We start from the raw sequence: 23,053 nt of genomic DNA, 5'->3' as shown, positions 1-23,053 counted from the left end.
CCGGTTCAGACTGGGTTCATGCTGAAATCGCTATAATGGAATTGTTAAGCTCTTAAGCAGTATGATCGCAAATGATGTGCTGCGAAATTGGAGGCTAAGACCATGGACAGACACATTCTCACTGAACATGAATTCGCTCATCTGGGTGAAGGTGAACTGGCTTACGTGCGAAAGATTCGTTCCGACGATCTTACCCGCAGCTTCCCTGCCCTTCCCCCAATCGCTCCAGGTCTTGAACTCTGGGCGCTGTTTGGAGCCACCGGCGAACCCATCGTTCTTTCCGATGTACGCGCCACCGCGTTGCAGGGCGCGCATGAACACGAATTGCGCACCGTAATGCTACATTAGTAACTGCATCTCTCATGTTGTCGGCTCATTCACATGGGTCGACAGCACCAGGGAGCAATATTTCTGCCTGCCTTTGATGCATTTTTAGCTAGCAGTCATACGCCTCAGTACATCGTTCAGGTAGGCTTGCTCCTGAATGTGAAAGTTCGTTGTTCCCACTTTTTCAAAGCCATGCTTAATATAAAATGCTATCGTGGGGCTATTCTCAGAATTTGTCGTCAGCCAGACCGATGGACTGCCAGCATCTCGCGCGTATTTCAGTCCTTGCTCTAATAATAATTTTCCTATCCCTTTGCCGTGGTGACGTGGCTGAACGTACAGCGTGGAAATCTCCATAGCGGAACAACCGGTAACAGGGCCTGCTTTCCCACTGCTCATCCGGATAAAACCATCAATGCCATCTGCGTTCTCTGACACGACGATATGTTCATTGGGGTCATCGAACAGCTTTGAAAACTTGTCAGACGTAAATTCGTTCAACACATAATCAGCAAAAAAGGTGTTTACCCCTCGCCTGATATAAGTCCCCAACCAGACCTCTATTGAGATAGCTGCCAAGATAGGGGCATCAGAAGGGTGACCAATACGAAACTTCATACGCAGGTTCCAGCATTCAAATTGAATAAGCTTCTGAGACATCTAAGAACACTGGAAACCAGCAGACTTTGCCACAAAGAGCTTTGCCAGTACCACACGCCTTTATCAGATGAGACAATAATATCGACAACCTGTCAGGGTTGCTGACTTTGATTAAACGCTTTGCTTGAGCGTGAAAATCGAAAGTTTGAGGGATAAACTTCTAGTTCGCTGGATACCAGAACACACAAAGGCCGCCGTTCTCTAAAGAATGGCGGCCTTGCTTGCTTAAACGGGACAGTATCAGGCAGCGTTGGTCGCAGGCTGTGCTGTCAGGAATGAATAAAGTGCCTGGGCATCATGGGTGCCGCGCAGCTTGGCAACGGTATCTGCATCGCGCAACATGCGCGCAATACGCGACAATGCTTTCAGGTGATCGGCGCCAGCATTTTCCGGTGCAAGGAGCAAGAAGACGAGATCGACGGGCTGATCGTCCAGTGCTTCAAAATCCACTGGCGTTTCAAGGCGCGCAAAAATTCCTGCAATCTTGTCAATGCTTGCCAGCTTGCCGTGAGGAATGGCTACGCCATTACCAACCCCGGTCGAACCGAGGCGTTCACGCTGGAGAATTGTTTCGAAAACTTCACGCTCAGGGAGACCGGTCAGTTCCGCGGCCTTTTCAGACAAAATCTGCAAAAGCTGCTTTTTGGAGCTGGCTTTCAGCGCAGGGATAATCGCCCCTGGCTGAATCAGATCACTAAGATCCATTCTCTCCGTTCCTTCTTCAATCAGGCCATCGAAGGCCCGGTTTAGGGAAGCGCACGACAGCGGAAAACTGCGTGCGCTTCAGGTTTGCCGTCAAGCGCGGGGAGCGGCCTGGCGGGTAACCGTCGATGGGTCCACCCAGCCGATATTGCCGTCCGCACGACGGTACACGATATTCACTTCATCATTGCCTGCATTGCGGAATACCAGGACCGGGTTTTCGATCAGGTCAAGTTCCACAACCGCCGACGCTACCGAGAGGGTGCGAAGGGCAACAGACGATTCCGCAACGATAGTCGGTGCGTAATCAACCGGAAGGTCCTCCTCTTCTTCCGGCAGCGGTGCCATAACACGATATGCCACATCATCATAGATCGCATTTGGTGCGGTCGCAGGACGCGATTTCAAACGGCGCTTGTAACGACGCAAGCGTGTTTCAATCTTGTCTGCAGCCGCATCGAAAGCCAGTTGCGGATCCTGCGCATCTCCGGTGCTCTGCAAAGTGGCACCGCTATCAAGATGCAAGGTACAATCCGCGCTGAATCGCGACCCGGACTTGGTGACCGTTACCTGCCCGGAAAAGCCATGATCAAAATATTTGCCGACCGCTTCGTTAACCCGATCAATAATCCGGGTCGTGAAAGCTTCACCGACGTCCATATGCTTTCCAGATACACGCAGAGTCATTTGGTACACCTCATTTGCGTTACACAACAGGACGTAGTCTAACCATAAGGCGAGCGAAGCGCAAAGCGAACCAGCATCAAATCTGCTTTTCGTCCTGTGCTTATTTTAGCCCCGTTTCCTGCAGTCTGAAAAAGCGCCAAAGCCCCATTCCCGATCATTGCCATCCACGCGGCCAGTCGAATAATTTTCCGTCATATGTTTTCAACCACATGCCGGAAGGATCGCTGCACATCGTTCTCTTATGTAACGCTGAAAACGCCGAAGCGTTTCCCGAAATATTACCTTGCCTTTCGTTTAAACAATCGGACACCGGTTAACGGTCTTTACGGGTGCATATCGCAATGCGAGCGGGGCTTCTATTGACTGAAACGTAAATTGTCAATCGCAGCTTTTACCAGCCCGATCCTCGCGCGTTGCTCATCCCCCTCCAGTCGAAAATGAATTACCCTGTCTTCGCGAATTAGAATTCACTAAAATTCAGAACAGTTTCATCACGTTAATTCAGATTGGCATTCTTGTAATGCGTGGCGGCAATCTTACGGATAGTCTTTTTCAACCTGCAGACGATCTGGCTTTCTTTTCGCGTCTGCGCTGAACTGATGAAGCAATATTCATCGATTCACGATATTTCGCGACTGTTCTTCGCGCGATATCCACACCGTCCTTTTTCAAGGCATCAACGATGGCATCATCAGACAACACGTCATCGGGCTTCTCGGCATCAATCATCTGACGGATGCGATGGCGCACACTTTCAGATGAATGCGCATCACCACCTTCCGACGACGCGATGGAAGCGGTGAAGAAATAACGCAATTCAAACACGCCACGCGGTGTCGCCATGAATTTGTTTGCGGTGACACGGCTGATGGTGGATTCATGCATCCCCACAGCATCTGCGACGATACGCAGGTTCAAAGGCTTGAGATGAGTCACGCCGTGGCGCAGAAAGCCGTCCTGCTGGCGAATAATTTCCTGTGTCACTTTCAGGATCGTGCGAGCGCGCTGATCGAGGCTGCGTACCAACCAGCTGGCCGACTGCATGCAATCGGACAGGAAGGTCTTCTCCTCAGCTTTTACCGAGGTGCTGACTTCCGCATAATATTCATTGTTGACGATCAGACGCGGCATTGCTTCGGGGTTGAGTTCAATCGCCCAGCCATCGTCGCTTGATCGTGATACCAGTACATCAGGAACGATGACATCTGCGACCGACACTTCAAACTGTGTGCCGGGCTTGGGATCAAGCGCCCGGATCTCGCCAAGCATATCCAGGAGATCAGCCTGATCGACGCCGCAGAGTTTTTTCAGCGTTGCAAAATCTCGCCGCGCAAGCAGTTCAAGGTTATTGATCAGCGCCTCCATGGCCGGATCAAACCGGTCCTTAAGGCGCAGCTGGATCGCCAGGCATTCACGCAGATCACGCGCGAAAATCCCCGCAGGATCAAAGCTTTGCATCTCGTGAAGCACGCGCTCGACATGGGCGGTTTCAACGCCGAGATTTTGCGCAAGCAGTGAAGTGTCGGCACGCAGATAGCCGCTTTCATCCAAAGCATCGGCAAGTGCGGTTGCGATGAAACGATCAGCAGCAGTGGCGAAAGACAAGGCGATCTGTTCGGCTACATGGGTGCTTAACGAAGGGCGGCTCGCTGTGACCTGATCAATGTCGTAGCTGCCGCCAGCGCCGAAGCTTTCGCCACCGGTCGTTTTCCATTGCGGGTCGAGTGTACTGCCCGCGTCGTCACTCCGACCGGGGTCATCGGGGAAGATGTTTTCGAGCGAACTGTCAAAGGTCGACGAGAGATTTTGCGCGTCATCAACCGTATCGGTCTTGAACCAGTCTTCATCGGATGAGGTTTCCGCCGAAGCTCCGTCATCGCTGTCCCGAGGAGGTTCGGCGTCTGCAAAATCATCATTCGCTGCCTCAATTCTGTCCAGCAGCGGATTTTTCTCGATCTCCAGATCGATGAACTGCTCCAGCTCGATATGCGTCATCTGCAACAACTTGATGGACTGCATCAACTGCGGAGTCATCACCAGCGATTGCGATTGACGAAAATCTAGCTTCGGCGAGAGTGCCATTCGTTGTTTTATTTCCCCGTTTTTGCCCGTGCCAGCCTGTTAGAGCGCCGCTCGCCCTTTTGGGCGCGCAAAGCTCGTTCTAGCACTTTATATTTACAGCACAATTTACCTCAAACTGATTCAAGTTTGAGGAATTATGCTGTAGCCGCTAGCAAAGTCGCCTTTATATGAATTGTTTTCGACCAAGGCGTTCCAATTATCAAAACTGGTATGAACCTTGCTTGTCAATTCAGAATGTGCGTTTTTCGGACAAAAGGGGAAAATAGTCGCAACAATGCCGCGCTTTGCAAAAGCAGCGCAGCAAGCTTCACTCGAAAATGAGAATATGTTCCGGCAAACAATACCGGAACTGTAATTTACAGCGTGAACTGATCACCGAGATAGAGCCTGCGCACGTCGGGGTTGGCGACGATTTCAGCAGGACGACCATGCGTCAGCACCTGACCGGCATGGATAATATAGGCGCGATCAATAAGACCAAGCGTTTCACGGACATTGTGGTCCGTGATGAGCACGCCGATGCCACGGCTGGTCAGGTGACGCACGAGCTGCTGGATGTCCGACACCGCAATCGGGTCAACACCAGCGAAAGGTTCGTCGAGCAACATGAAATTCGGACGTGAAGCAAGGGCGCGCGCAATTTCCAGACGACGACGTTCACCACCCGACAGGGAAATGGCAGGTGCCTTGCGCAAATGCGAAATATGAAACTCTTCGAGCAGAGCGTCGAGCTCCGTCGCGCGCTTCTTGCGGTCCTTCTCGACCACTTCCAGCACGGCCTTGATATTGTTTTCGACCGACAGGCCGCGGAAAATCGATGCTTCCTGCGGTAGATAGCCAATCCCAAGACGCGAACGTCGATACATCGGCATCGACGTCACATCGTAACCGTCGATTTCAATGGCACCAGCATCAGCCGGCACAAGACCTGTCACCATATAGAAGCATGTGGTCTTACCGGCACCGTTAGGGCCGAGAATGCCAACCGCTTCACCAGCGCGTACGCCAAAAGACACACCGTTGACGACCTGTCGCCCGCGATAGCTCTTGCAAAGTCCACGAGCGACCAGCGTCCCTTTGAGACGTGTCGTCTTGCCAGGCTGAGATGGCATCACACCATCCGCACCCTCAGTAGCGGCTGCATTTTCAGAAATGGCCTGCTGCTCGTCGGCTTTCTTGTTCCAGAACAATCCCACGCGCGCTCCGGTTAGTTGGACTTGGGCGCGCCACCGCCCTGCTGTTGATCCTTGGGAGCCATGATGATCGATACACGACCCTTGCTCTGGCCCTTGCAGCTTTCAAGGAAAGCCTTGCCCGTACCCATATTGGCCGTCAGCTTGCAGCCAGTCGCAACATTGTCGCCATCGGTCAGCACGACTTTCTGGCCCTGAAGCACCATGACCTGGCTCTTGCCGTCATAAGTGCCAGTGTCGCCAGTGGCGACCTGCGTGCCCGACTTGAGGTAAACCTTGCCGCTGATTTCAAGACGATCAATGCCTGAACCGCTCAGACCAGCGGTGCCGCCAGCTGGCTGGCCAGCTTGACCCTGCGAGTCTTTGTTATAGAAGACGATCATTTTGCCGGACTTAAGAAGTGCATCGCCCTGAACCACCGAAACATTGCCGGTAAAAATGGCTTTGCCTTCCTTGTCGAGCATTTCGAGCTTGTCAGCATCGATCTTGATTGGGCTCTTGCCGCCGGAAAGCTGGAGGCTGCCAAACGGCACCTGCTGGCCTTCCTGAGCCAGAGCAGAAACCGGCGCAACAACAAGGCCCAGCGCCAAAGCTGCAAATCCCATCCGCAATGTGCGGGTCTTCATGCTCTTGTTCATGTTGCCGGTCTCGCGTTCCATCATTCTCGAACTCCCCTACAAATCCCATTCCCTGGAATCAGGCCGAGCGTATCAAATCCCTGCTCGACGCATAAACCTGTCCTAAAAGCGTATCAACCTTTCAGGCCAGCACCTCAAGCTATAATTAATCAGCCCCGATCTTAAACTTAACGCAGCCAGATAGAAATATCTGACTGCGCAGAAAAGAAACCAGAACCCGCAGAAACCTGCGTTAAACGATATCTGCTAAGCGCAGACTCTTTAAATTTTTGCCTTCAACACGCCCTGACGTAAAACCAGTTCCCGCTTTTCCGCGACATGCCATCGGTCTTTACCTCCAGTATGTCGTTGTCGGAAAACCGGTTCCCACTTTTCCGCGACATACTTTAAGGCGTGTTGTTGCCCGAAACTGCACCGCCGTCAATGACAACACGCACCTTGTTTTCAAAGATCACGACTTTGCCGCTCTCTTTGATCTGCATGGTGTCGGCACTAATCTGCGTACTACCATTACGAATTTCAACCGGCTTGTCTGTCGTCACCTGACCGCTTTTGAGATTAACATCAGCGGATCGCATGACAGCATGCAGGCCTTCATTTGTCGTAACAGTAAAATCCTTATCAAGTTGCAAACGACCGTTCGCATTATCGTAAACGCCAGAAGCAGCTTCGACTTTTGCGTTGCCATTATCGCCCACCGGCAACTCCGCAGAAATGCCTTCCAGCGCGATTGCGCCGCTATTCTTGGCATCCTGAATGGCCTTGGCCGCAATCATGGAATAAGGACGATTATCCTTGGTATAACCGTTGAGCTGTGGATTGCTCATGACGAGCTTACCGCTCTCCCCGCCATTGTTCACTTCCACCTTCACAGGTGCAGCGGGCGTTGCGAGAAACGTGTACCATGAGAAAACAGCCGCAAGCGCAATGGCCGCAACCGGCAGAGCGGTTTTGAGCACGCGTACGCGGATCGAATGACGCTGGGCAGCCTTAAACAGCGAAGCTGCCTTTTCAGACGCTCCAAAATGCATGCCACCGCCACTCGGTGCTGTTGTGGCAGCTCCCTGCGAAACATGGATATGTGGTGTGTCGGCGCTCATGGTCTTTTTCGATTACTCAATCTGTTAACGCAGCTTTTAGTGCCGCTTTATTGCTCAACTGTTTACAGAAACATCGAGAATGAATTTTTCACCCGACGCTATCTTAGATCAATACGGTTTATTTGGGGTGCATTAGCCTGTCACTCAAGACTAATACACGGCACAAAACACCGCACCTGCCATGCAAAAATGACATGAACATTGCGGAACTGCAGCAAAACTGGCGTTTACAGGCCTCTTAACAATGGTAAAAAGCCGATCACTTCATTGTTAACATATAATAAGCTTATATTACAGCAGCGCTCTCCGGCGAGCAAACTCCTTGCGACAAAATTATTGATAGACCTTGTCGCTTTGCCTATTGCGGGACATAGATAGTAAAAACATCGACAGCACTTCGCTTGAATTATGGATGGATGAGTATGGCTCAGGACGCCGAGGCACTGATCGAAAGACGCAAGCTGCGTAGAAAGCTGACCGTATGGCGCATCGCATTTCTGCTTCTGCTGGCAGTACTCATTGCCGCCATTGCGTCCTACTCCATGCGCGGCCCTAATTTTGCGACACCTCACGTTGCAAAGGTTCGCATCGAAGGCACGATTTTTGAGAATGAAGAGCTTATCAAGCGCCTCAACAAGATTGCCGATGACGATGCTGTCAAAGGCGTGATCCTTATTCTCGATTCACCGGGCGGCACCACCGTTGGCGGCGAATCAATCTATGAAGCCGTGCGCAAAATCGCCAAGAAGAAGCCTGTTGTAACGCAGGTTGGTACGCTTGCAGCATCGGCTGGCTACATGATTGCCAGCGCGTCCGACCACATTATTGCGCGCCAGACCTCCATCGTCGGGTCAATCGGCGTGCTGTTCCAATATCCCGACCTTTCAAAGCTTCTTGATACAATTGGCGTGAAGGTCGAGACGATCAAATCTTCGCCACTCAAGGCAGAACCGAATTATTTCAGCCCTGCAAGCGATGAAGCCAAAAACATGATCCGCAATATGATCATGGATTCTTATGACTGGTTTGTCGGAATTGTTCAGGAACGCCGCTCTTTCACGCATGAGGAAGCGCTGGCCCTGGCCAATGGCGCGGTCTTTACCGGCCGTCAGGCACTGGACAAGAAACTGATTGACGGACTTGGCGGCGAGGAAGAGGCTGTTGCGTGGCTCACCAGCAAGGGCGTATCCAAGGATTTGCCCAAGCTTGAATGGAAAGCAGTCAGCAATGACACCGGTTTTTCGCTGCGTGATCTGATAATTCATGCCGGTGCGCGCCTACTTGGCGTGCCACAGGAAGCCAATGGTATGTTAAAGGAAATTGCCAAAGACCGTATCTTCCTTGACGGACTTCTTTCGGTTTGGCACGTTGACGGAACGCCGGGTGTCACTCCGGCAAATAAATGAGTCCTTTCACCGGACAAGAGAAACACAGGGGTTTAAAGCCGTGATCAAATCGGAACTCGTTCAGGTTATCGCCAGCCGTAATCCGCATCTTTTCCAGCGCGATGTCGAAAACATCGTCGGCGCGGTTTTTGAAGAGATCACCAATGCCCTTGCTGATGGCAACCGCGTCGAATTGCGCGGCTTTGGCGCTTTCTCGGTAAAAAATCGCCCGGCCCGCAGCGGCCGCAATCCACGTACCGGCGATACGGTGGATGTTGAAGAAAAGTGGGTGCCATTCTTCAAGACTGGCAAGGAACTGCGTGACCGCCTCAACGGCGCCATCTGATCCATCATGGTGGCAAAGCGCGTCATAACGATTGTTATTCTGGTGCCGTTGGCGGTCATTCTAATCGCCCTTTCGGTGGCCAATCGCGAAACGATTGGCCTGACAATTGATCCGTTCAACCCCGGAAATCCAGCACTGACCTATCAGGCTCCGCTGTTTATCTGGCTGTTTGGTGCGCTTATCCTCGGTGCTTTGATCGGCGCTGCCGTCACCTGGCTTACGCAGGGCAAGCATCGCCGTCGCGAGCGACGCTACAAAAAAGAAGCCTCACAGCTTCTCGAACGTGCGGAATCTGCCGAAAAGCGCCATGTGGCCAACACGGTTTCCAACGTCTGATAGCGACCGTTTTTCTTTTTCACTTTCGTTCTGGCGTCATTTGCCCTACCTAAACCCAAAATAAATCACGGAGTTTCGGGTGAAGGCGCCAAAAGGAAAAGGCAAAAAGCCAACGGGCGGTAAAGAGCAGCGCGGTTTTGGTCGCGCAAAGCACGACGAACCGCGCTCAGCTGCCAAACATGAGAGCAAGCCGGACAACAAGGCTTCGTTCTTCAAGAAGCCGCGTCCGCAATTTGCAAAAGCCACACCAAAGCCTGCTGAAGAAAAGCACATCGCAGCGCCTCAGCGCGAGATCAAAGCTTATCAGGGCGAGCGCCCGGGTGAACGCGCACCCGTCATCCTCGAAACAGAACCGTCCGACGATTATGCATTGCTCGACAGCGGTGATGGCCTCAAGCTTGAGCAATATGGTCCTTATCGCATTGTACGCCCGGAAGGTCAGGCGATCTGGCTCCCAAGCCTGCCGAAAAGCGAATGGGACAAGGCCGATGCCGTCTTTACCGGCAACACCGATGAAGAAGGCATGGGACGCTGGGCATTCCCGAAACTGCCGCTTGGTGAAACTCTGGGTGAAACATGGCCTATGCGGCATGACGGCATATCGTTTCATGGCCGCTTCACCTCGTTTCGCCATGTTGGCGTATTCCCGGAACAGGCCGCGCACTGGTCCTATATGGACAATCTGATCCGCGATGCCGCCAAGTCGGGCCGCACGGTGAAAGTGCTCAATCTGTTTGGTTATACCGGCGTTGCATCGCTCGTTGCAGCACGCGCAGGTGCCGAAGTCACCCATGTTGACGCTTCCAAAAAGGCGATCGTCTGGGCACGCGAAAATCAGGAGATGGCCGATCTTTCCGACAAGCCGATCCGCTGGATCTGCGAAGATGCTATGAAGTTTGTGCAGCGCGAAGAACGCCGCGGCAGCTTCTACGACATCATCCTGCTTGATCCGCCAGCCTATGGTCGTGGTCCGAACGGCGAAGTCTGGCAGTTGTTCGAACATCTGCCTGCAATGGTCGATACCTGTCGTTCCATTCTCACGCCAAACGCGCTGGCCGTCATTCTGACCGCCTATTCGATCCGCGCTTCCTTCTTCGCCATTCACGAGCTGGTGCGCGACCGTTTCACAGGTCTTGGCGGCACAGTCGAATCGGGCGAACTTATTCTTCGCGAACGTGCGAGCCAACGCGCACTTTCCACATCCATGTTCAGCCGCTGGGTAGCAAAATGAGCCGAAACGACGATTTCTCCAGAAGCGGCAATAATCAGACCGGATCACGCGTGGGCCAGGTGAAGGAAGTCACCAGCCTCACAAATCCGATTGTCAAAGACCTGCGCTCGCTGGCGCTGAAAAAATTCCGCGATCAGCAAGGTGTATTTCTTGCAGAAGGCCTGAAGCTTGTCATCGATGCCTTTGAACAGGATTGGCGCATCAAGACACTGGTATTTGCCAAATCCGGCAAAGGCAACAAGATGGTCGAGCAGGTTGCAGCACGCACTTTCGCCAAGGGCGGACTGGTGCTGGAAGTGACCGAAAAGATCATGGCTGCGATCACCCGCCGCGATAATCCGCAGATGGTGGTCGGCGTTTTCGAGCAGCAATATCAGCAGCTTGCAAACCTCAAGCCAAAAGGCAACGATGTTTACATAGCGCTTGATCGTGTGCGTGATCCCGGCAATCTCGGCACTGTTATCCGCACCGCCGATGCAGTTGGTGCGAAGGGTATCATCCTGATTGGCGACACCACCGATCCTTATTCGCTGGAAACTGTGCGCGCCACCATGGGCTCGGTCTTCTCGATGCCGCTCTATAAGACAACGGAAACCGAGTTTCTGAACTGGCGCAAAGGCTTTTCGGGTCTTCTCGTTGGCACGCATCTCAAAGGCGCTGTCGATTATCGCACGATCCCTTACGCCAAAAAGCCGGTTATTCTGATGATGGGCAATGAGCAGCAGGGTCTGCCGGAAACGCTTGCTGAAAGCTGCGACAAGCTCGCACGCATCCCGCAGGCAGGCCGTGCAGATTCGCTTAATCTGGCGATTGCCACCGGTGTCATGCTTTATGAAATCCGCCGCGAGGCACTCACTCTCGATGAAAGGTCCAGCGGATGAAGCGTCATGCGGTTTTGTCGTCGTTTCTCGTTGTCATTATCGCAGTCCTGATCGATCAGGGCGTTAAATATCTGGTCGAAACCCGCATGGGCTACGGGCAGCAGATTGATCTGTTGCCCTTCCTGGCACTCTTCCGCACGCATAATGAAGGCATCGCTTTTTCGATGTTGGCATGGCTGCACGATTGGGGACTGGTCGCAATCACCGCTGCCGTCATTCTTTTCGTGCTGTACCTCTGGTGGACCAATCCGGCCAATCGCGTTTTCGCCCGCTATGGTTTTGCACTTGTCGTGGGTGGCGCTATCGGCAATCTGATTGATCGCGTGATGCATGGCTATGTGGTCGATTATATCCTTTTCCACCTGCCGACATGGTCGTTTGCGGTCTTCAATCTCGCCGACACGTTCATCACCATCGGAGCGGCGCTAATCATTCTGGAAGAGTTTCTTGGCTGGCGGCGCGAGAAGAAGGCGGCGCGCTAAATCGCCAATCATTATTGGGATGCGCGTCGAAGCCGTCCCTATTTCCTGCTCGCCGATAGGCGGCTTGAACAGTTTCGGCCTTTCGCATAATTTGTAGCCGAGAATTTAAAAGCGATTTTAAGGGGATAAGGTTCGACAGCCTGAATTGACACATTGGTGACACGGTTCTGTCATCGTCGCGTAGCACTGAATCTGTACTGCTTCGGTTAGAATGGACGTCATGTCCACGCAACCAGGCCGTGGAAAAAGCGGAAACGGTTAGCATTTGCTGAAATACCAGCAAGCACACCGTTCAGGATTGCGTGAACAACAGGATCAGGAGCGAATCATCATGTCAGTACTGCTTGGAATGGACCAGCAAATCATTGATGATACGATCATGTCGGGCATAGAAGCACAACCATCGCTTTTCGCATCTGGAAGCGACCCTATCATTCTGGGACGCATCGGATCGCTGGAAGTAAGACTAGCAAACTCCCGCGACGCAATCGAAGCGGCGCAGGAATTGCGCTTTCGCGTCTTCTTCGAAGAAATGGGCGCCCGCAAGGAAACCATCGAAGAAGTTGAATTAAGAGACGCCGACCGTTTCGACGCCATCTGCGACCATCTTCTTGTTTATGATACCGCATTGCCCGTGCCTGAACATCAGCAGATCGTCGGCACCTATCGCTTGATGCGTAGTGATCAGGCCGAAAAGGCACTCGGTTTCTATTCAGCAGACGAATATGATGTGCAGCGTCTCGCACTTTCACGCCCAAACCTCAGACTTCTTGAGCTTGGCCGTTCCTGTGTGAAGGCTGAATATCGCTCCAAGCGCACGGTCGAGCTGTTGTGGCAGGGTGCATGGGCTTATTGCCGTCGTCATTCGATTGACGTGATGTTTGGCTGTGCATCGTTCCATGGTGCTGTGCCAGCCGCACATGCGCTGGGACTGTCGTTCCTGCATCAGAACTGCCGTGCAACGCCTGACTGGGATGTGCGCGCGCTGCCACATCGCTATCAGCCTATGGATTTGATGCCGAAGGAAGCGATCAACACCAAGGTTGCGTTGTTCTCAATGCCGCCACTGGTGAAGGGTTACTTGCGTCTTGGTGCCATGATTGGTGATGGCGCAGTGATCGATGAAGCTTTCGGCACGACCGATGTTTTCATCATCCTGCCGATTGAGCGCATTTCCAGCCGCTACATTACGTATTACGGCGCGGACGCTAACAGGTTTGTATAAAAGAAAAGGCGAAGCTCAGCTTCGCCTTTTCTAATTTCACGCCCTGCCAGCCAATTCCTTCAGCTTATAAACCAGTTCAAGCGCTTCACGCGGCGTCAGCTCATCGGGGCTGATCGCTGCCACAGCCTTTGCCAATTCGCTATCCTTTGCGGCAGCCTGTGGCTTGGGCTTTTCCTGTTGCAACACAACGGAGAACAACGGCAAATCATCAATCAACTTGTCGGCCTTACCAGATGTTTCACCGGCTTCCAGCTGATGCAGCACATCGCGCGCGCGATTAACGACAGCTTCCGGTAGACCTGCAAGGCGCGCAACCTGCACGCCATATGAGCGATCAGCCGCACCCTTTGCCACTTCATGCAGGAAGACGACATCATTGTCCCATTCCTTGACCCGCATGGTGACGTTGAACAGCCGATCGAGCTTTTCAGAGAGTGCCGTCATTTCATGGAAGTGGGTCGCAAAGAGTGCGCGACAGCGGTTCTTCTCATGCAGATATTCCACTGCCGCCCAGGCAATCGAAAGCCCGTCAAAGGTTGCCGTGCCACGACCAATTTCATCGAGAATGACCAGCGAACGCTCACCCGCCTGATTAAGAATGGCGGCAGTTTCAACCATTTCCACCATGAAGGTCGAACGGCCCCGAGCCAGATCGTCCGACGCACCAACGCGGCTGAACAGCCTGTCCACAACGCCGATTTGTGCGGAACCTGCAGGCACAAACGAACCTATCTGCGCCATGATCGCGATCAGCGCATTTTGGCGCAAGAAGGTCGATTTACCGCCCATATTCGGGCCAGTCAGCAACCAGATCGCACCATTTCCACCGTCCTTTTGCGGTGAAAGATCACAATCATTGGCCACAAACGGATTGGCCGCCTGCCGACGCAATGCCTGCTCAACCACCGGATGACGACCAGCGACGATGTTGAAAGACAGGCTGTCATCAACCAGCGGACGGCAGTAGCCCTGCTCTTCGGCAAGAACTGCCAGCGAAGCCGAAACGTCGAATACCGAAAGGGCTACGGCCGCCGCACGAATACTATCGGCATGGCTGACCGCTTCCGCAGTCAGTTCTTCAAAGATTGCCAGCTCAATGGAGAGCGCACGGTCGGCTGCATTGGCGATCTTGCTTTCCAGCTCTGCCAGTTCCGTGGTGGTGAAACGCATGGCATTGGCCATGGTCTGACGATGGATGAAGCGGCCCTTCGCTTCAACCGTATCGGTCATGGTGCCGGAATTATTGGCTGTGACTTCAATGAAATAACCAAGCACATTGTTGTGCTTGATTTTCAGCGTTTTAATGCCGGTTTCCTCGATGTAATCGGCCTGAAGCCCGGCAATGACACGGCGCGACTGATCACGCAGCGCGCGCATTTCATCAAGCTCGGTATTATAGCCCTGACGCACGAAGCCGCCGTCGCGCTTCAAAAGCGGCATTTCCTCGGCAAGTGCGCGGTCGATATGGGCAGCAAAGCTGACAGGCAAGGTCTCAATCGCTTCGCGTGCCTGAGCCAGCTCATCAGGCAGAAGTGCGCCTTCGAGAAGCGAGCCAATTCCGTTTGCGGCCTCAAAACCCCGCTGCAAGGCACCAAGATCACGCGGACCACCACGGCCCACAGCCAGACGCGACAAGGCACGCGGCATATCCGGCACGCCTTTAAGCTCCAGTCGAAGCCCTTCGCAAAGCGCTTGCTCGCTCAGAAACCACGAAACGGCATCAAGGCGCAGCGCAATCGCCTTGGGATCGGTCAAGGGTGCCGTCAAACGTTCTGCCAGAAGCCGTGCACCGCCACCCGTTACCGTGCGGTCGATGGCCTTGAGCAGACTGCCTTCACGATTGCCCGACATAGTGCGAGCGAGTTCGAGGCTTGCGCGGGTGGCGGGATCGATGAAAATCGTACCGCCTTCCTGCTCCCGTTCAGGCCGCATCAACGGCGGACGCTCGGCAATCTGCGTCTTTTCGATATAGGCAATCGCACCGGAAATAGCGGAAAGCTCGGAACGGCTGAACTGTCCGAAACCATCCAGTGTCGCCACATTGAAATAGCGCTGGATACGGTTCTCAGCCGCCGCACTGTCAAACAGGGTTGCTGGCTGCGGAATGACAGACTTGCCGATCAGATCAAAAGTCGGACGCAGATCGGCATCGTGAAACGCCGTGTCAGCGACGACCAATTCGCGCGGATCAATGCGTGCAACATCGGCAAAGAGCCGGTCTTCAGTTGTTTCTGACACGCGGAACGTGCCTGTCGAAATATCAATCCATGCGAGCGCCAGCGCGCCGTCGCCTTTGGTGCGGCCAAGCGCCATCAGATAATTGGCTTCCGACGGATCGAGCAGCTTTTCTTCGGTGATTGTGCCGGGGGTTACAAGCCGGATCACATCACGGCGGACCACCGATTTGGAGCCACGCTTCTTGGCTTCCGCGGGGTCTTCGATCTGCTCGCAAACTGCAACGCGATAACCTTTGGCGATCAGCCTCTGCAGATAATCATCGGAGGCATGAACCGGCACACCGCACATCGGAATATCTTCGCCCAGATGCTTGCCACGCTTGGTGAGCGTGATGCCCAGCGCTCTGGAAGCTTCTACCGCATCGTCGAAGAACAGCTCGTAAAAGTCGCCCATACGATAGAAAAGCAGCGAATCAACATTCGCGGCTTTGATCTCAATATACTGTTCCATCATGGGCGTGAGGCGAACAGCGGTTTCCTGCGTGGTATTTTCCCCCGCTTCCAACTGTTTCTCTTCGACCTTCGCTTCCATGCTAAACCTTCATTTATTGCGATTTAAATCCATTTAAAGACATAATAATATCGATATCATGCTTTTTCGGATGAATATCTATTCCAAAATGCGCTGTTTACACTCCCACAGACTGACGCTATCGAATTCGTCCCGCAGAAGAAACCGGAGGGAACATGCCAGTCTCGACGCCGAAGGGCAACACGCCAGAACGCACACCCACAGCCAGTGAGAAGGAAGCGCTCGACTTTCACGCTCAGGGCCGCCCAGGCAAGCTGGAAATCAATCCCACCAAGCCAATGACCACACAGCGCGACCTGTCGCTGGCCTATTCGCCAGGCGTCGCCGTGCCGGTTAAGGCAATCGCAGAAAACCCTGCCACCGCCTATGATTATACGGCCAAGGGCAATCTGGTTGCGGTCATTTCCAACGGCACCGCCATTCTGGGTCTCGGCAATCTCGGCGCGCTGGCCTCCAAGCCTGTCATGGAAGGCAAGGCAGTCCTCTTCAAGCGGTTTGCGGACGTGGATTCCATCGATTTGGAAGTCGATACCACAAACATTGATGAATTCATCAATGCTGTGCGCTATCTCGGCCCATCCTTCGGCGGCATCAATCTCGAAGACATCAAGGCACCGGATTGCTTCATCATCGAACAGCGCTTGCGCGAAGTGATGGATATTCCGGTTTTCCACGATGACCAGCATGGCACGGCAATTATCGCCGCAGCCGGCATGATCAACGCGCTGCAACTGACCGGCCGCGACATCAAGAATACCAAGCTCGTCTGTAATGGCGCAGGCTCGGCGGGCATTGCCTGTATCGAACTGATCAAGGCTATCGGCTTCCCATCTGAAAATGTCACGCTCTGCGATACCAAGGGCGTCGTCTATCATGGCCGTGAAGAAGGCATGAACCAGTGGAAGTTGGCTCATGCCATCAAGACTTCCAAGCGCACGCTCGAAGACGCGATGAAAGATGCCGACATCTTCTTCGGCGTTTCGGCAAAGGGCGCGCTGACCAAGGAAATGGTGCGTTCGATGGCGCCAAATCCGATCATCTTTGCAATGGCCAATCCGGACCCGGAAGTCACGCCGGAAGATGTCGCCGAAGTACGCAGCGATGCAATCGTTGCAACCGGCCGTTCGGACTATCCGAACCAGGTCAACAACGTTCTCGGCTTCCCGTATATTTTCCGTGGCGCACTCGATGTTCGTGCCACGACGATCAATGACGAGATGAAGATTGCAGCCGTCTATGCAATCGCGGAACTGGCACGCGAAGACGTGCCGGATGATGTGGTTGCCGCCTATCAGGGCAGCCGCCCGCGTTTTGGTCCGCAATATATCATTCCGGTGCCGTTCGATCCGCGCCTCCTGGCAACCGTTTCGGCAGCTGTTGCAAAAGCTGCAATTGAAACCGGTGTTGCCGGACGTGTGATTGAAGACATTGAGGGCTACAAGCAGGAACTGCTCGCCCGTCGCGATCCGATTGCCTCCACACTGCGCGGCATCTATGAGCGCGTGCGTCGTCAGCCAAAGCGCATCGTCTTTGCCGAAGGCGAAGAAGAACAGGTCATGCGCGCCGCTGTCTCCTACGTCAATCAGGGTCTTGGCACTGCCATTCTGGTTGGCCGCGAAGAGCGTGTTGCAGAAACCGCCAAGGAAGCCGGCCTCGATCTTAACCGTCCGGGCATTGAAGTTATCAATGCGCGTCTGTCGAGCCGCAACTCGGCCTATGCCGACTACCTCTATGAGAAGCTTCAGCGCAAAGGCTATCTGACGCGCGATTGCCATCGCCTGATCAACAATGACCGCAATCATTTTGCGGCCTGCATGGTTGCCCTTGGCGACGCTGACGGCATGGTAACGGGGATCACCCGTAACTATGCGACCGGCCTAGAAGATGTGCGCCGCGTGATCGATTCGAAGCCGGGCCATCGTCTGGTTGGTGTTTCCATTGCGCTTTGCCGTGGCCGCACCGTGTTCATCGCCGATACAGCAGTCCATGAAAAGCCAACCGCCGAAGAACTTGCCGATATCGCTGTTGAAGCCGCTGGCATGGCACGCCGCATGGGCTATGTGCCGCGTGTTGCACTCACCGCATTTTCGACCTTCGGCCATATGGGCGGCGAAAGCGCAACGCGTATTCAGGAAGCCGTGCGCATTCTCAACACGCGTCACGTCGATTTCGAGTTTGACGGCGAAATGAGTGCTGACGTAGCGCTGAACCCGAAGCTGATGGAGCGTTATCCGTTCATCCGTCTGTCGGGCCCGGCCAATGTCATCGTTACGCCCGACAATCACTCGGCATCGATCGCAGCCAATATGCTTCAGGAGCTGGGCGGTGCAACGATCATCGGTCCGCTGCTGGTTGGCCTCGACAAGCCAGCACAGATTGTCAGCATTGGCGCAAAAGATACCGACATCGTCAATATGGCTGCTATTGCGGCTTACAACGCTGGCAACTGAAAAGACGCATGACAACGTGATAAAGGCCGGGCATTGCCCGGCCTTTTCTTTTCAATGTTCACCATATCTAAAACCGGCTATAGGATAGTTCCGTCAGTTCTCTCCCAACACTCCGGACATACAAGCCGCATGAGCGCACACGACCTGAAGCTCGAAGAAATCGTCAATCCAGAAACACTCCGTCGCAAGATCAACGAGCTCGCGGATTCAGCCGATGAAAGCTACACAAGCCTGCCTGTTCGCAAGGTGGTTTTGCATGCGTTGAAAGATGCGCTCGTGCGCGGTCGCGGCGTTGCGGAAAACATGCTTATGAAAGATGGCGGCGGCTCGCTTTGTGCGCGGCGCCTGTCTTATCTGATGGATACGCTGATCAGCGCATTGTTCGAATTCGCCAGCACCAAAGCCTATCCAGCGCTCAATCCATCCAAAGCCGAGAACATGGCAATCGTCGCTGTCGGTGGCTATGGTCGCGGCGGACTGGCCCCGGGTTCAGATATCGATCTGCTGTTTCTGCTGCCCTATAAGCAGACGCCATGGGGTGAGCAGGTCGCCGAATATATGCTCTACATGCTCTGGGATATGGGGCTGAAAGTGGGCCATTCCACCCGCAATATCGACGAATGCATTCGTCTTTCGCGTGAAGATATGACAATCCGCACCGCCATTCTGGATGCGCGTTTTATCATCGGCAATCGCGATCTGTTCAGCTCTCTCGTCACACGTTTTGACGAAGAAGTGGTCAAGGATACAGGGCCTGAATTCATTCAGGCCAAACTTGCCGAGCGTGACAATCGCCACAAGAAGGCGGGCGAAACTCGCTATCTGGTTGAGCCAAACGTCAAGGAAGGCAAAGGCGGCCAGCGCGATCTGCATACGCTGTTCTGGATTGCCAAATATTTTTATCGCGTCAAAAGCAAGGAAGAGCTGATCAAGCTCGGCGTTCTGTCTCGTGCAGAACTCAAGCTTTTCAACAAGGCCGAAGATTTTCTCTGGGCCGTGCGCTGCCATATGCATTTTGCAACGCTGAAGGCAGAAGAGCGCCTTTCCTTCGACATTCAGCCGGAAATTGCACAGCGTCTGGGTTATACGGCGCATCCCGGCCAGAACTATGTCGAACGCTTCATGAAGCACTACTTCCTCGTCGCCAAGGACGTCGGCGATCTGACGCGCATTCTCTGTGCGGCGCTGGAAGAGGAACAGGCAAAGCATGTGCCGGGTTTCAACCGCATCTTCCTCACCTTCTCGCGCCGCAAGCGCAAGCTTGCCGGAAGTAATGATTTCGTTTCCGAAAACCATCGCATCAACATTGCCGATGCAGATGTGTTCAAACGCGATCCGGTCAATATCATCCGCATCTTCCACCTTGCCGACAAGCTCGGGCTGGAATTTCATCCCGATGCCATGCAGCAGCTCACCCGCTCGCTGAAGCTCATCAATTCGGAACTGCGCGAGAACCCGGAAGCCAACAGGCTGTTTCTGGAAGTGCTGACCTCGCCCCGCAATCCGGAACTCATTTTACGCCGCATGAATGAATCCGGCGTGCTCGGTAAATTCATCCCGGATTTCGGCAAAATCGTCGCCATGATGCAGTTCAACATGTATCATCACTACACGGTGGATGAGCATCTGCTGCGTTGCATTGCCGTGCTTTCCGAGATTGAGCATGGTGAACTGGAAAACGAGCACCCGCTTTCAAACCATCTGATCACCACCATCAAACGTGATCGCAATTTGCTTTATGTGGCGATGCTTTTGCACGATATCGCCAAGGGGCGGCCCGAAGATCATTCGGTTGCCGGTGCACGCATTGCCAAAAAACTTTGCCCGCGTTTCGGCCTTTCGCCGTCGGAAACCGAAACCGTCGAATGGCTGGTGCGCGAACACCTGACCATGAGCATGGTTGCACAGTCACGCGATCTCAACGACCGCAAAACCATCGTCGATTTCGCCGATACCGTGCAGACGATGGAGCGGCTGAAGCTTCTGCTGATCCTGACGGTCTGCGATATCAAGGGCGTCGGTCCCGGCGTGTGGAACGGCTGGAAAGGCCAGCTGCTGCGCACGCTTTTCTATGAAACCGAGCTGGTTCTCACAGGCGGCTTCTCCAAACTGCCACGCGCCGATCGCGACCGGCAGGCACGCGCAGCCCTTGCCGAAAAGCTTGCCGATTGGCCGGAAGCAGAACGCGAAGCCTATCTCGGCCTGCACTACACCAATTACTTCCTCACCGTCAGCCTTGACGATCAGGTGCGTCATGCACATTTCATCCGCGATGCCGACCAGAATGGCCGCGCGCTGGCGACGCTTGCAAAGCCGCATACATTTGAAGCAGTGACGGAAATCACCGTGCTTGCGCCCGATCATCCGCGCCTGTTGTCGATCATTACAGGCGCTTGTGCTGCGGCTGGCGGCAATATTGTCGATGCGCAGATTTTCACCACCGGCGACGGGCGTGCGCTCGATACGATCCTGATCAGCCGCGAATTCGACACAGATGAAGACGAACGCCGCCGTGCAGAACGCGTGGGCAAGGTGATCGAAGACGTGCTGTCGGGCAAAGCGCATCTGCCGGATGTACTTGCCAAGCGGACAAAGCCCAAGCGCGGTGCAAAGGCTTTCAAAGTCGAGCCGCGTGTCGAGATCAACAACGCTCTTTCCGACAAGTTTACGGTGATCGAAGTGGAAGGTCTTGACCGGCCTGGCCTTTTGTCTGAACTGACGGGCCTTATTTCTGACCTTTCGCTGGATATTGCTTCGGCGCATATCACCACCTTCGGCGAGAAGGTGATCGACAGTTTTTATGTTACCGATCTGGTAGGACACAAGATTTCAAATGCAACCCGACAGGGCAATATCAGGCGTAAGCTTCTTGCTGTGCTGGGTGGTGAAAACGGCGCCAAAACCAACGGTCGCGCAGCAGCATAGGTTTTTCAGTAAATGAGTTTGGTCAAAAAGTTCGCAACCGTTGCGTCTGGAACGCTGATGAGCCGCATTTTCGGCTTCACGCGCGAAATGTTCATGGCGGCGGCACTTGGCACCGGCCCGGTTGCCGATGCGTTCAATGCCGCTTTCCGTTTCCCGAACACGTTCCGCAGATTGTTTGCCGAAGGCGCGTTCAACGCAGCCTTCGTTCCACTTTTCGCCAAGGAAATTGAAAAGAACGGTATGGAAGGCGCTCGTCGCTTTTCTGAAGAGGTGTTTGGCGTTCTTTTCACTGTGCTGCTTTTCATCACCATCGCGATGGAACTCTCCATGCCGTTTATCGTGCGTACGGTCATTGCGCCGGGCTTTACCGACGATCCGGTGAAGTTCGACAATACGGTGCGGCTCGCGATCATCATGTTCCCCTATCTGGCCTGTATGTCGCTTGCGGCCATGATGGGCGGGATGCTGAATTCGCTGCATCGCTATTTTGCGGCAGCCATCGCACCGATCTTTCTCAACATCATCCTGATCGGCGTTCTGGCCTTTGCATGGTGGAAGGGTTATGACGCGCTGGCTGTTGGTTATGGGCTATCCTGGGGTGTGATGGCTGCGGGTCTTGTGCAACTGGCAATCGTCTGGATCGCCGTGCGCAATGCAGGCATCAAAATCGGCTTTCGCCGTCCGCGTCTTACCACCAATGTCAAGCGCTTGCTGATACTGGCGCTGCCTGCGGCGATCACCGGCGGCATCACGCAGATCAACCTGCTGATCAACACCAACATCGCATCGGGCATGGAGGGCGCGGTTTCCTCGCTCGTTTATGCCGACCGCATCTACCAGCTGCCACTTGGCGTCGTGGGTATTGCTGTTGCAACCGTGCTTCTGCCGGAATTGTCGCGCGCACTGCGCGGTGGGCATATGAAGGAAGCCTCAAACCTGCAAAACCGCTCGGTCGAGTTCACGCTGTTCCTCACGCTTCCTGCAGCAGCGGCCCTTCTGGTGATGTCGGAACCGATTGTGCGGCTTCTTTTTGAACGCGGTCAGTTCAGTGCCGAGTCAACACTCGTGGTTTCAAACATTCTGGCGATATATGGCATCGGCCTGCCAGCTTTCGTGCTGATCAAAGCCTTCATTCCGGGTTTCTTCGCGCGCGAAGACACCCGCACACCGATGATTTTCGCTGCAATTTCCGTGGTTGTGAATGTCTCATTGGCCATAACACTGTTTCAGCGCATGGGACCAAGCGGTATTGCAATTGCAGAAATCACCGCTGGCTGGGTCAATGCAGCGTTGCTTTTTGCAACTCTTGTGAAGCGCGGTCATTGGGGCAACGATATTCCTTTGCTCACCCGTATTCCGCGTCTGCTGATTGCAGCCGGTGTCATGGCCATCGGCATTCATTTTGCTATCGGCTATTTTGCTCACGAGCTTTCATCGGCATCGTCCTTTGGCGTGCGTGCTGGAACCGTCACGGCCATGGTTGTGGCAGCAATGGTCGTCTATTTCGGGCTGGCTTTTGGTCTGGGTGGTGCAAATACCGGCATGATCCGCCGCAACATCAAGCGTGGCGCTGTGAAGAAAGAGCCTGAGAGCGAAGTATAATTCACTCTTGAAAGGCCGCTATGCCTCTGCGA

19 protein-coding genes are annotated in these 23,053 nt (G+C 53.9%); 11 read left to right on the top strand and 8 right to left on the bottom strand.

Features of this window, described 5'->3' with window-relative positions:
• Positions 1-102 precede the first annotated feature (102 nt).
• Complete coding sequence (locus QSJ70_RS14470; protein WP_007873282.1) at positions 103-348, top strand: BQ00720 family protein; 246 nt, start codon at positions 103-105, stop codon at positions 346-348.
• Positions 349-432: 84 nt separating this feature from the next.
• Here QSJ70_RS14470 and QSJ70_RS14465 read toward each other — a convergent pair whose 3' ends face one another.
• From QSJ70_RS14465 to lptC, 7 genes are all read right to left on the bottom strand, one after another.
• Positions 433-945: a GNAT family N-acetyltransferase gene (locus QSJ70_RS14465; RefSeq protein WP_285537387.1), complete on the bottom strand. Its 513-nt coding sequence runs from the start codon at positions 943-945 to the stop codon at positions 433-435.
• A 282-nt stretch (positions 946-1,227) separates the two neighbouring features.
• Positions 1,228-1,692, bottom strand: coding sequence for a PTS IIA-like nitrogen regulatory protein PtsN (gene ptsN / locus QSJ70_RS14460; protein WP_007873280.1), 465 nt, complete (start codon positions 1,690-1,692; stop codon positions 1,228-1,230).
• A 90-nt stretch (positions 1,693-1,782) separates the two neighbouring features.
• Positions 1,783-2,376: a ribosome hibernation-promoting factor, HPF/YfiA family gene (gene hpf, locus QSJ70_RS14455; protein WP_007873278.1), complete on the bottom strand. Its 594-nt coding sequence runs from the start codon at positions 2,374-2,376 to the stop codon at positions 1,783-1,785.
• Positions 2,377-2,928: 552 nt separating this feature from the next.
• Positions 2,929-4,458, bottom strand: coding sequence for an RNA polymerase factor sigma-54 (gene rpoN / locus QSJ70_RS14450; protein ID WP_194779124.1), 1,530 nt, complete (start codon positions 4,456-4,458; stop codon positions 2,929-2,931).
• Between the two features lie 356 nt (positions 4,459-4,814).
• Positions 4,815-5,654, bottom strand: a complete 840-nt coding sequence (lptB, locus tag QSJ70_RS14445) for an LPS export ABC transporter ATP-binding protein (RefSeq protein ID WP_007873267.1) — start codon at positions 5,652-5,654, stop codon at positions 4,815-4,817.
• Between the two features lie 11 nt (positions 5,655-5,665).
• Entirely contained in the window at positions 5,666-6,310 is a 645-nt protein-coding gene (locus QSJ70_RS14440) for an LptA/OstA family protein (RefSeq protein WP_285537695.1), read from the bottom strand.
• 365 nt (positions 6,311-6,675) lie between these two features.
• Positions 6,676-7,389 (bottom strand): LPS export ABC transporter periplasmic protein LptC, encoded by a 714-nt coding sequence (gene lptC, locus QSJ70_RS14435; protein ID WP_039859444.1) that lies wholly within the window; start codon positions 7,387-7,389, stop codon positions 6,676-6,678.
• A gap of 422 nt (positions 7,390-7,811) precedes the next feature.
• Here lptC and sppA point away from each other — a divergent pair, with 422 nt between their 5' ends.
• The 7 genes from sppA (at position 7,812) to olsB (ending at position 13,275) form a co-directional block, all read left to right on the top strand.
• Positions 7,812-8,795, top strand: coding sequence for a signal peptide peptidase SppA (sppA, locus tag QSJ70_RS14430; RefSeq protein WP_007873254.1), 984 nt, complete (start codon positions 7,812-7,814; stop codon positions 8,793-8,795).
• 40 nt (positions 8,796-8,835) lie between these two features.
• Positions 8,836-9,120 (top strand): integration host factor subunit beta, encoded by a 285-nt coding sequence (locus QSJ70_RS14425; protein ID WP_007873253.1) that lies wholly within the window; start codon positions 8,836-8,838, stop codon positions 9,118-9,120.
• A 6-nt stretch (positions 9,121-9,126) separates the two neighbouring features.
• Complete coding sequence (locus QSJ70_RS14420; RefSeq protein WP_007873251.1) at positions 9,127-9,456, top strand: lipopolysaccharide assembly protein LapA domain-containing protein; 330 nt, start codon at positions 9,127-9,129, stop codon at positions 9,454-9,456.
• Positions 9,457-9,535: 79 nt separating this feature from the next.
• On the top strand, positions 9,536-10,687 hold the full coding sequence (locus tag QSJ70_RS14415; RefSeq protein WP_285537380.1) for an RsmD family RNA methyltransferase: 1,152 nt from the start codon (positions 9,536-9,538) through the stop codon (positions 10,685-10,687).
• Positions 10,684-11,568, top strand: coding sequence for a TrmH family RNA methyltransferase (locus QSJ70_RS14410; RefSeq protein WP_064320067.1), 885 nt, complete (start codon positions 10,684-10,686; stop codon positions 11,566-11,568). The genes QSJ70_RS14415 and QSJ70_RS14410 overlap by 4 nt, the downstream gene beginning before the upstream one ends.
• The gene (gene lspA / locus QSJ70_RS14405; RefSeq protein WP_007873245.1) at positions 11,565-12,050 is read left to right on the top strand and encodes a signal peptidase II; all 486 of its coding nucleotides are present in this window, start codon (positions 11,565-11,567) and stop codon (positions 12,048-12,050) included. The genes QSJ70_RS14410 and lspA overlap by 4 nt, the downstream gene beginning before the upstream one ends.
• Positions 12,051-12,381: 331 nt before the next feature.
• Positions 12,382-13,275: a l-ornithine N(alpha)-acyltransferase gene (olsB, locus tag QSJ70_RS14400; RefSeq protein WP_285537373.1), complete on the top strand. Its 894-nt coding sequence runs from the start codon at positions 12,382-12,384 to the stop codon at positions 13,273-13,275.
• 36 nt (positions 13,276-13,311) lie between these two features.
• Here the strand turns inward: olsB and mutS are convergent, their stop codons facing one another.
• Positions 13,312-16,044 carry a DNA mismatch repair protein MutS gene (mutS, locus tag QSJ70_RS14395; RefSeq protein WP_285537371.1) on the bottom strand — a complete coding sequence of 911 codons (2,733 nt, stop codon included), beginning with the start codon at positions 16,042-16,044 and terminating at the stop codon, positions 13,312-13,314.
• A 155-nt stretch (positions 16,045-16,199) separates the two neighbouring features.
• Here mutS and QSJ70_RS14390 point away from each other — a divergent pair, with 155 nt between their 5' ends.
• From QSJ70_RS14390 to murJ, 3 genes are all read left to right on the top strand, one after another.
• A complete protein-coding gene (locus QSJ70_RS14390) occupies positions 16,200-18,494 on the top strand; it encodes an NADP-dependent malic enzyme (protein WP_285537369.1) in 2,295 nt (764 codons plus the stop codon).
• Positions 18,495-18,623: 129 nt separating this feature from the next.
• A complete protein-coding gene (locus tag QSJ70_RS14385; RefSeq protein WP_105518075.1) occupies positions 18,624-21,419 on the top strand; it encodes a [protein-PII] uridylyltransferase in 2,796 nt (931 codons plus the stop codon).
• Positions 21,420-21,431: 12 nt separating this feature from the next.
• A complete protein-coding gene (murJ, locus tag QSJ70_RS14380) occupies positions 21,432-23,021 on the top strand; it encodes a murein biosynthesis integral membrane protein MurJ (RefSeq protein ID WP_007873233.1) in 1,590 nt (529 codons plus the stop codon).
• Positions 23,022-23,053: the final 32 nt, after the last annotated feature.

Source organism: Brucella sp. NBRC 12950 (genome assembly GCF_030268145.1).
Taxonomy (GTDB): domain Bacteria; phylum Pseudomonadota; class Alphaproteobacteria; order Rhizobiales; family Rhizobiaceae; genus Brucella.
This window is presented reverse-complemented; position numbering and strand designations above follow the sequence as displayed.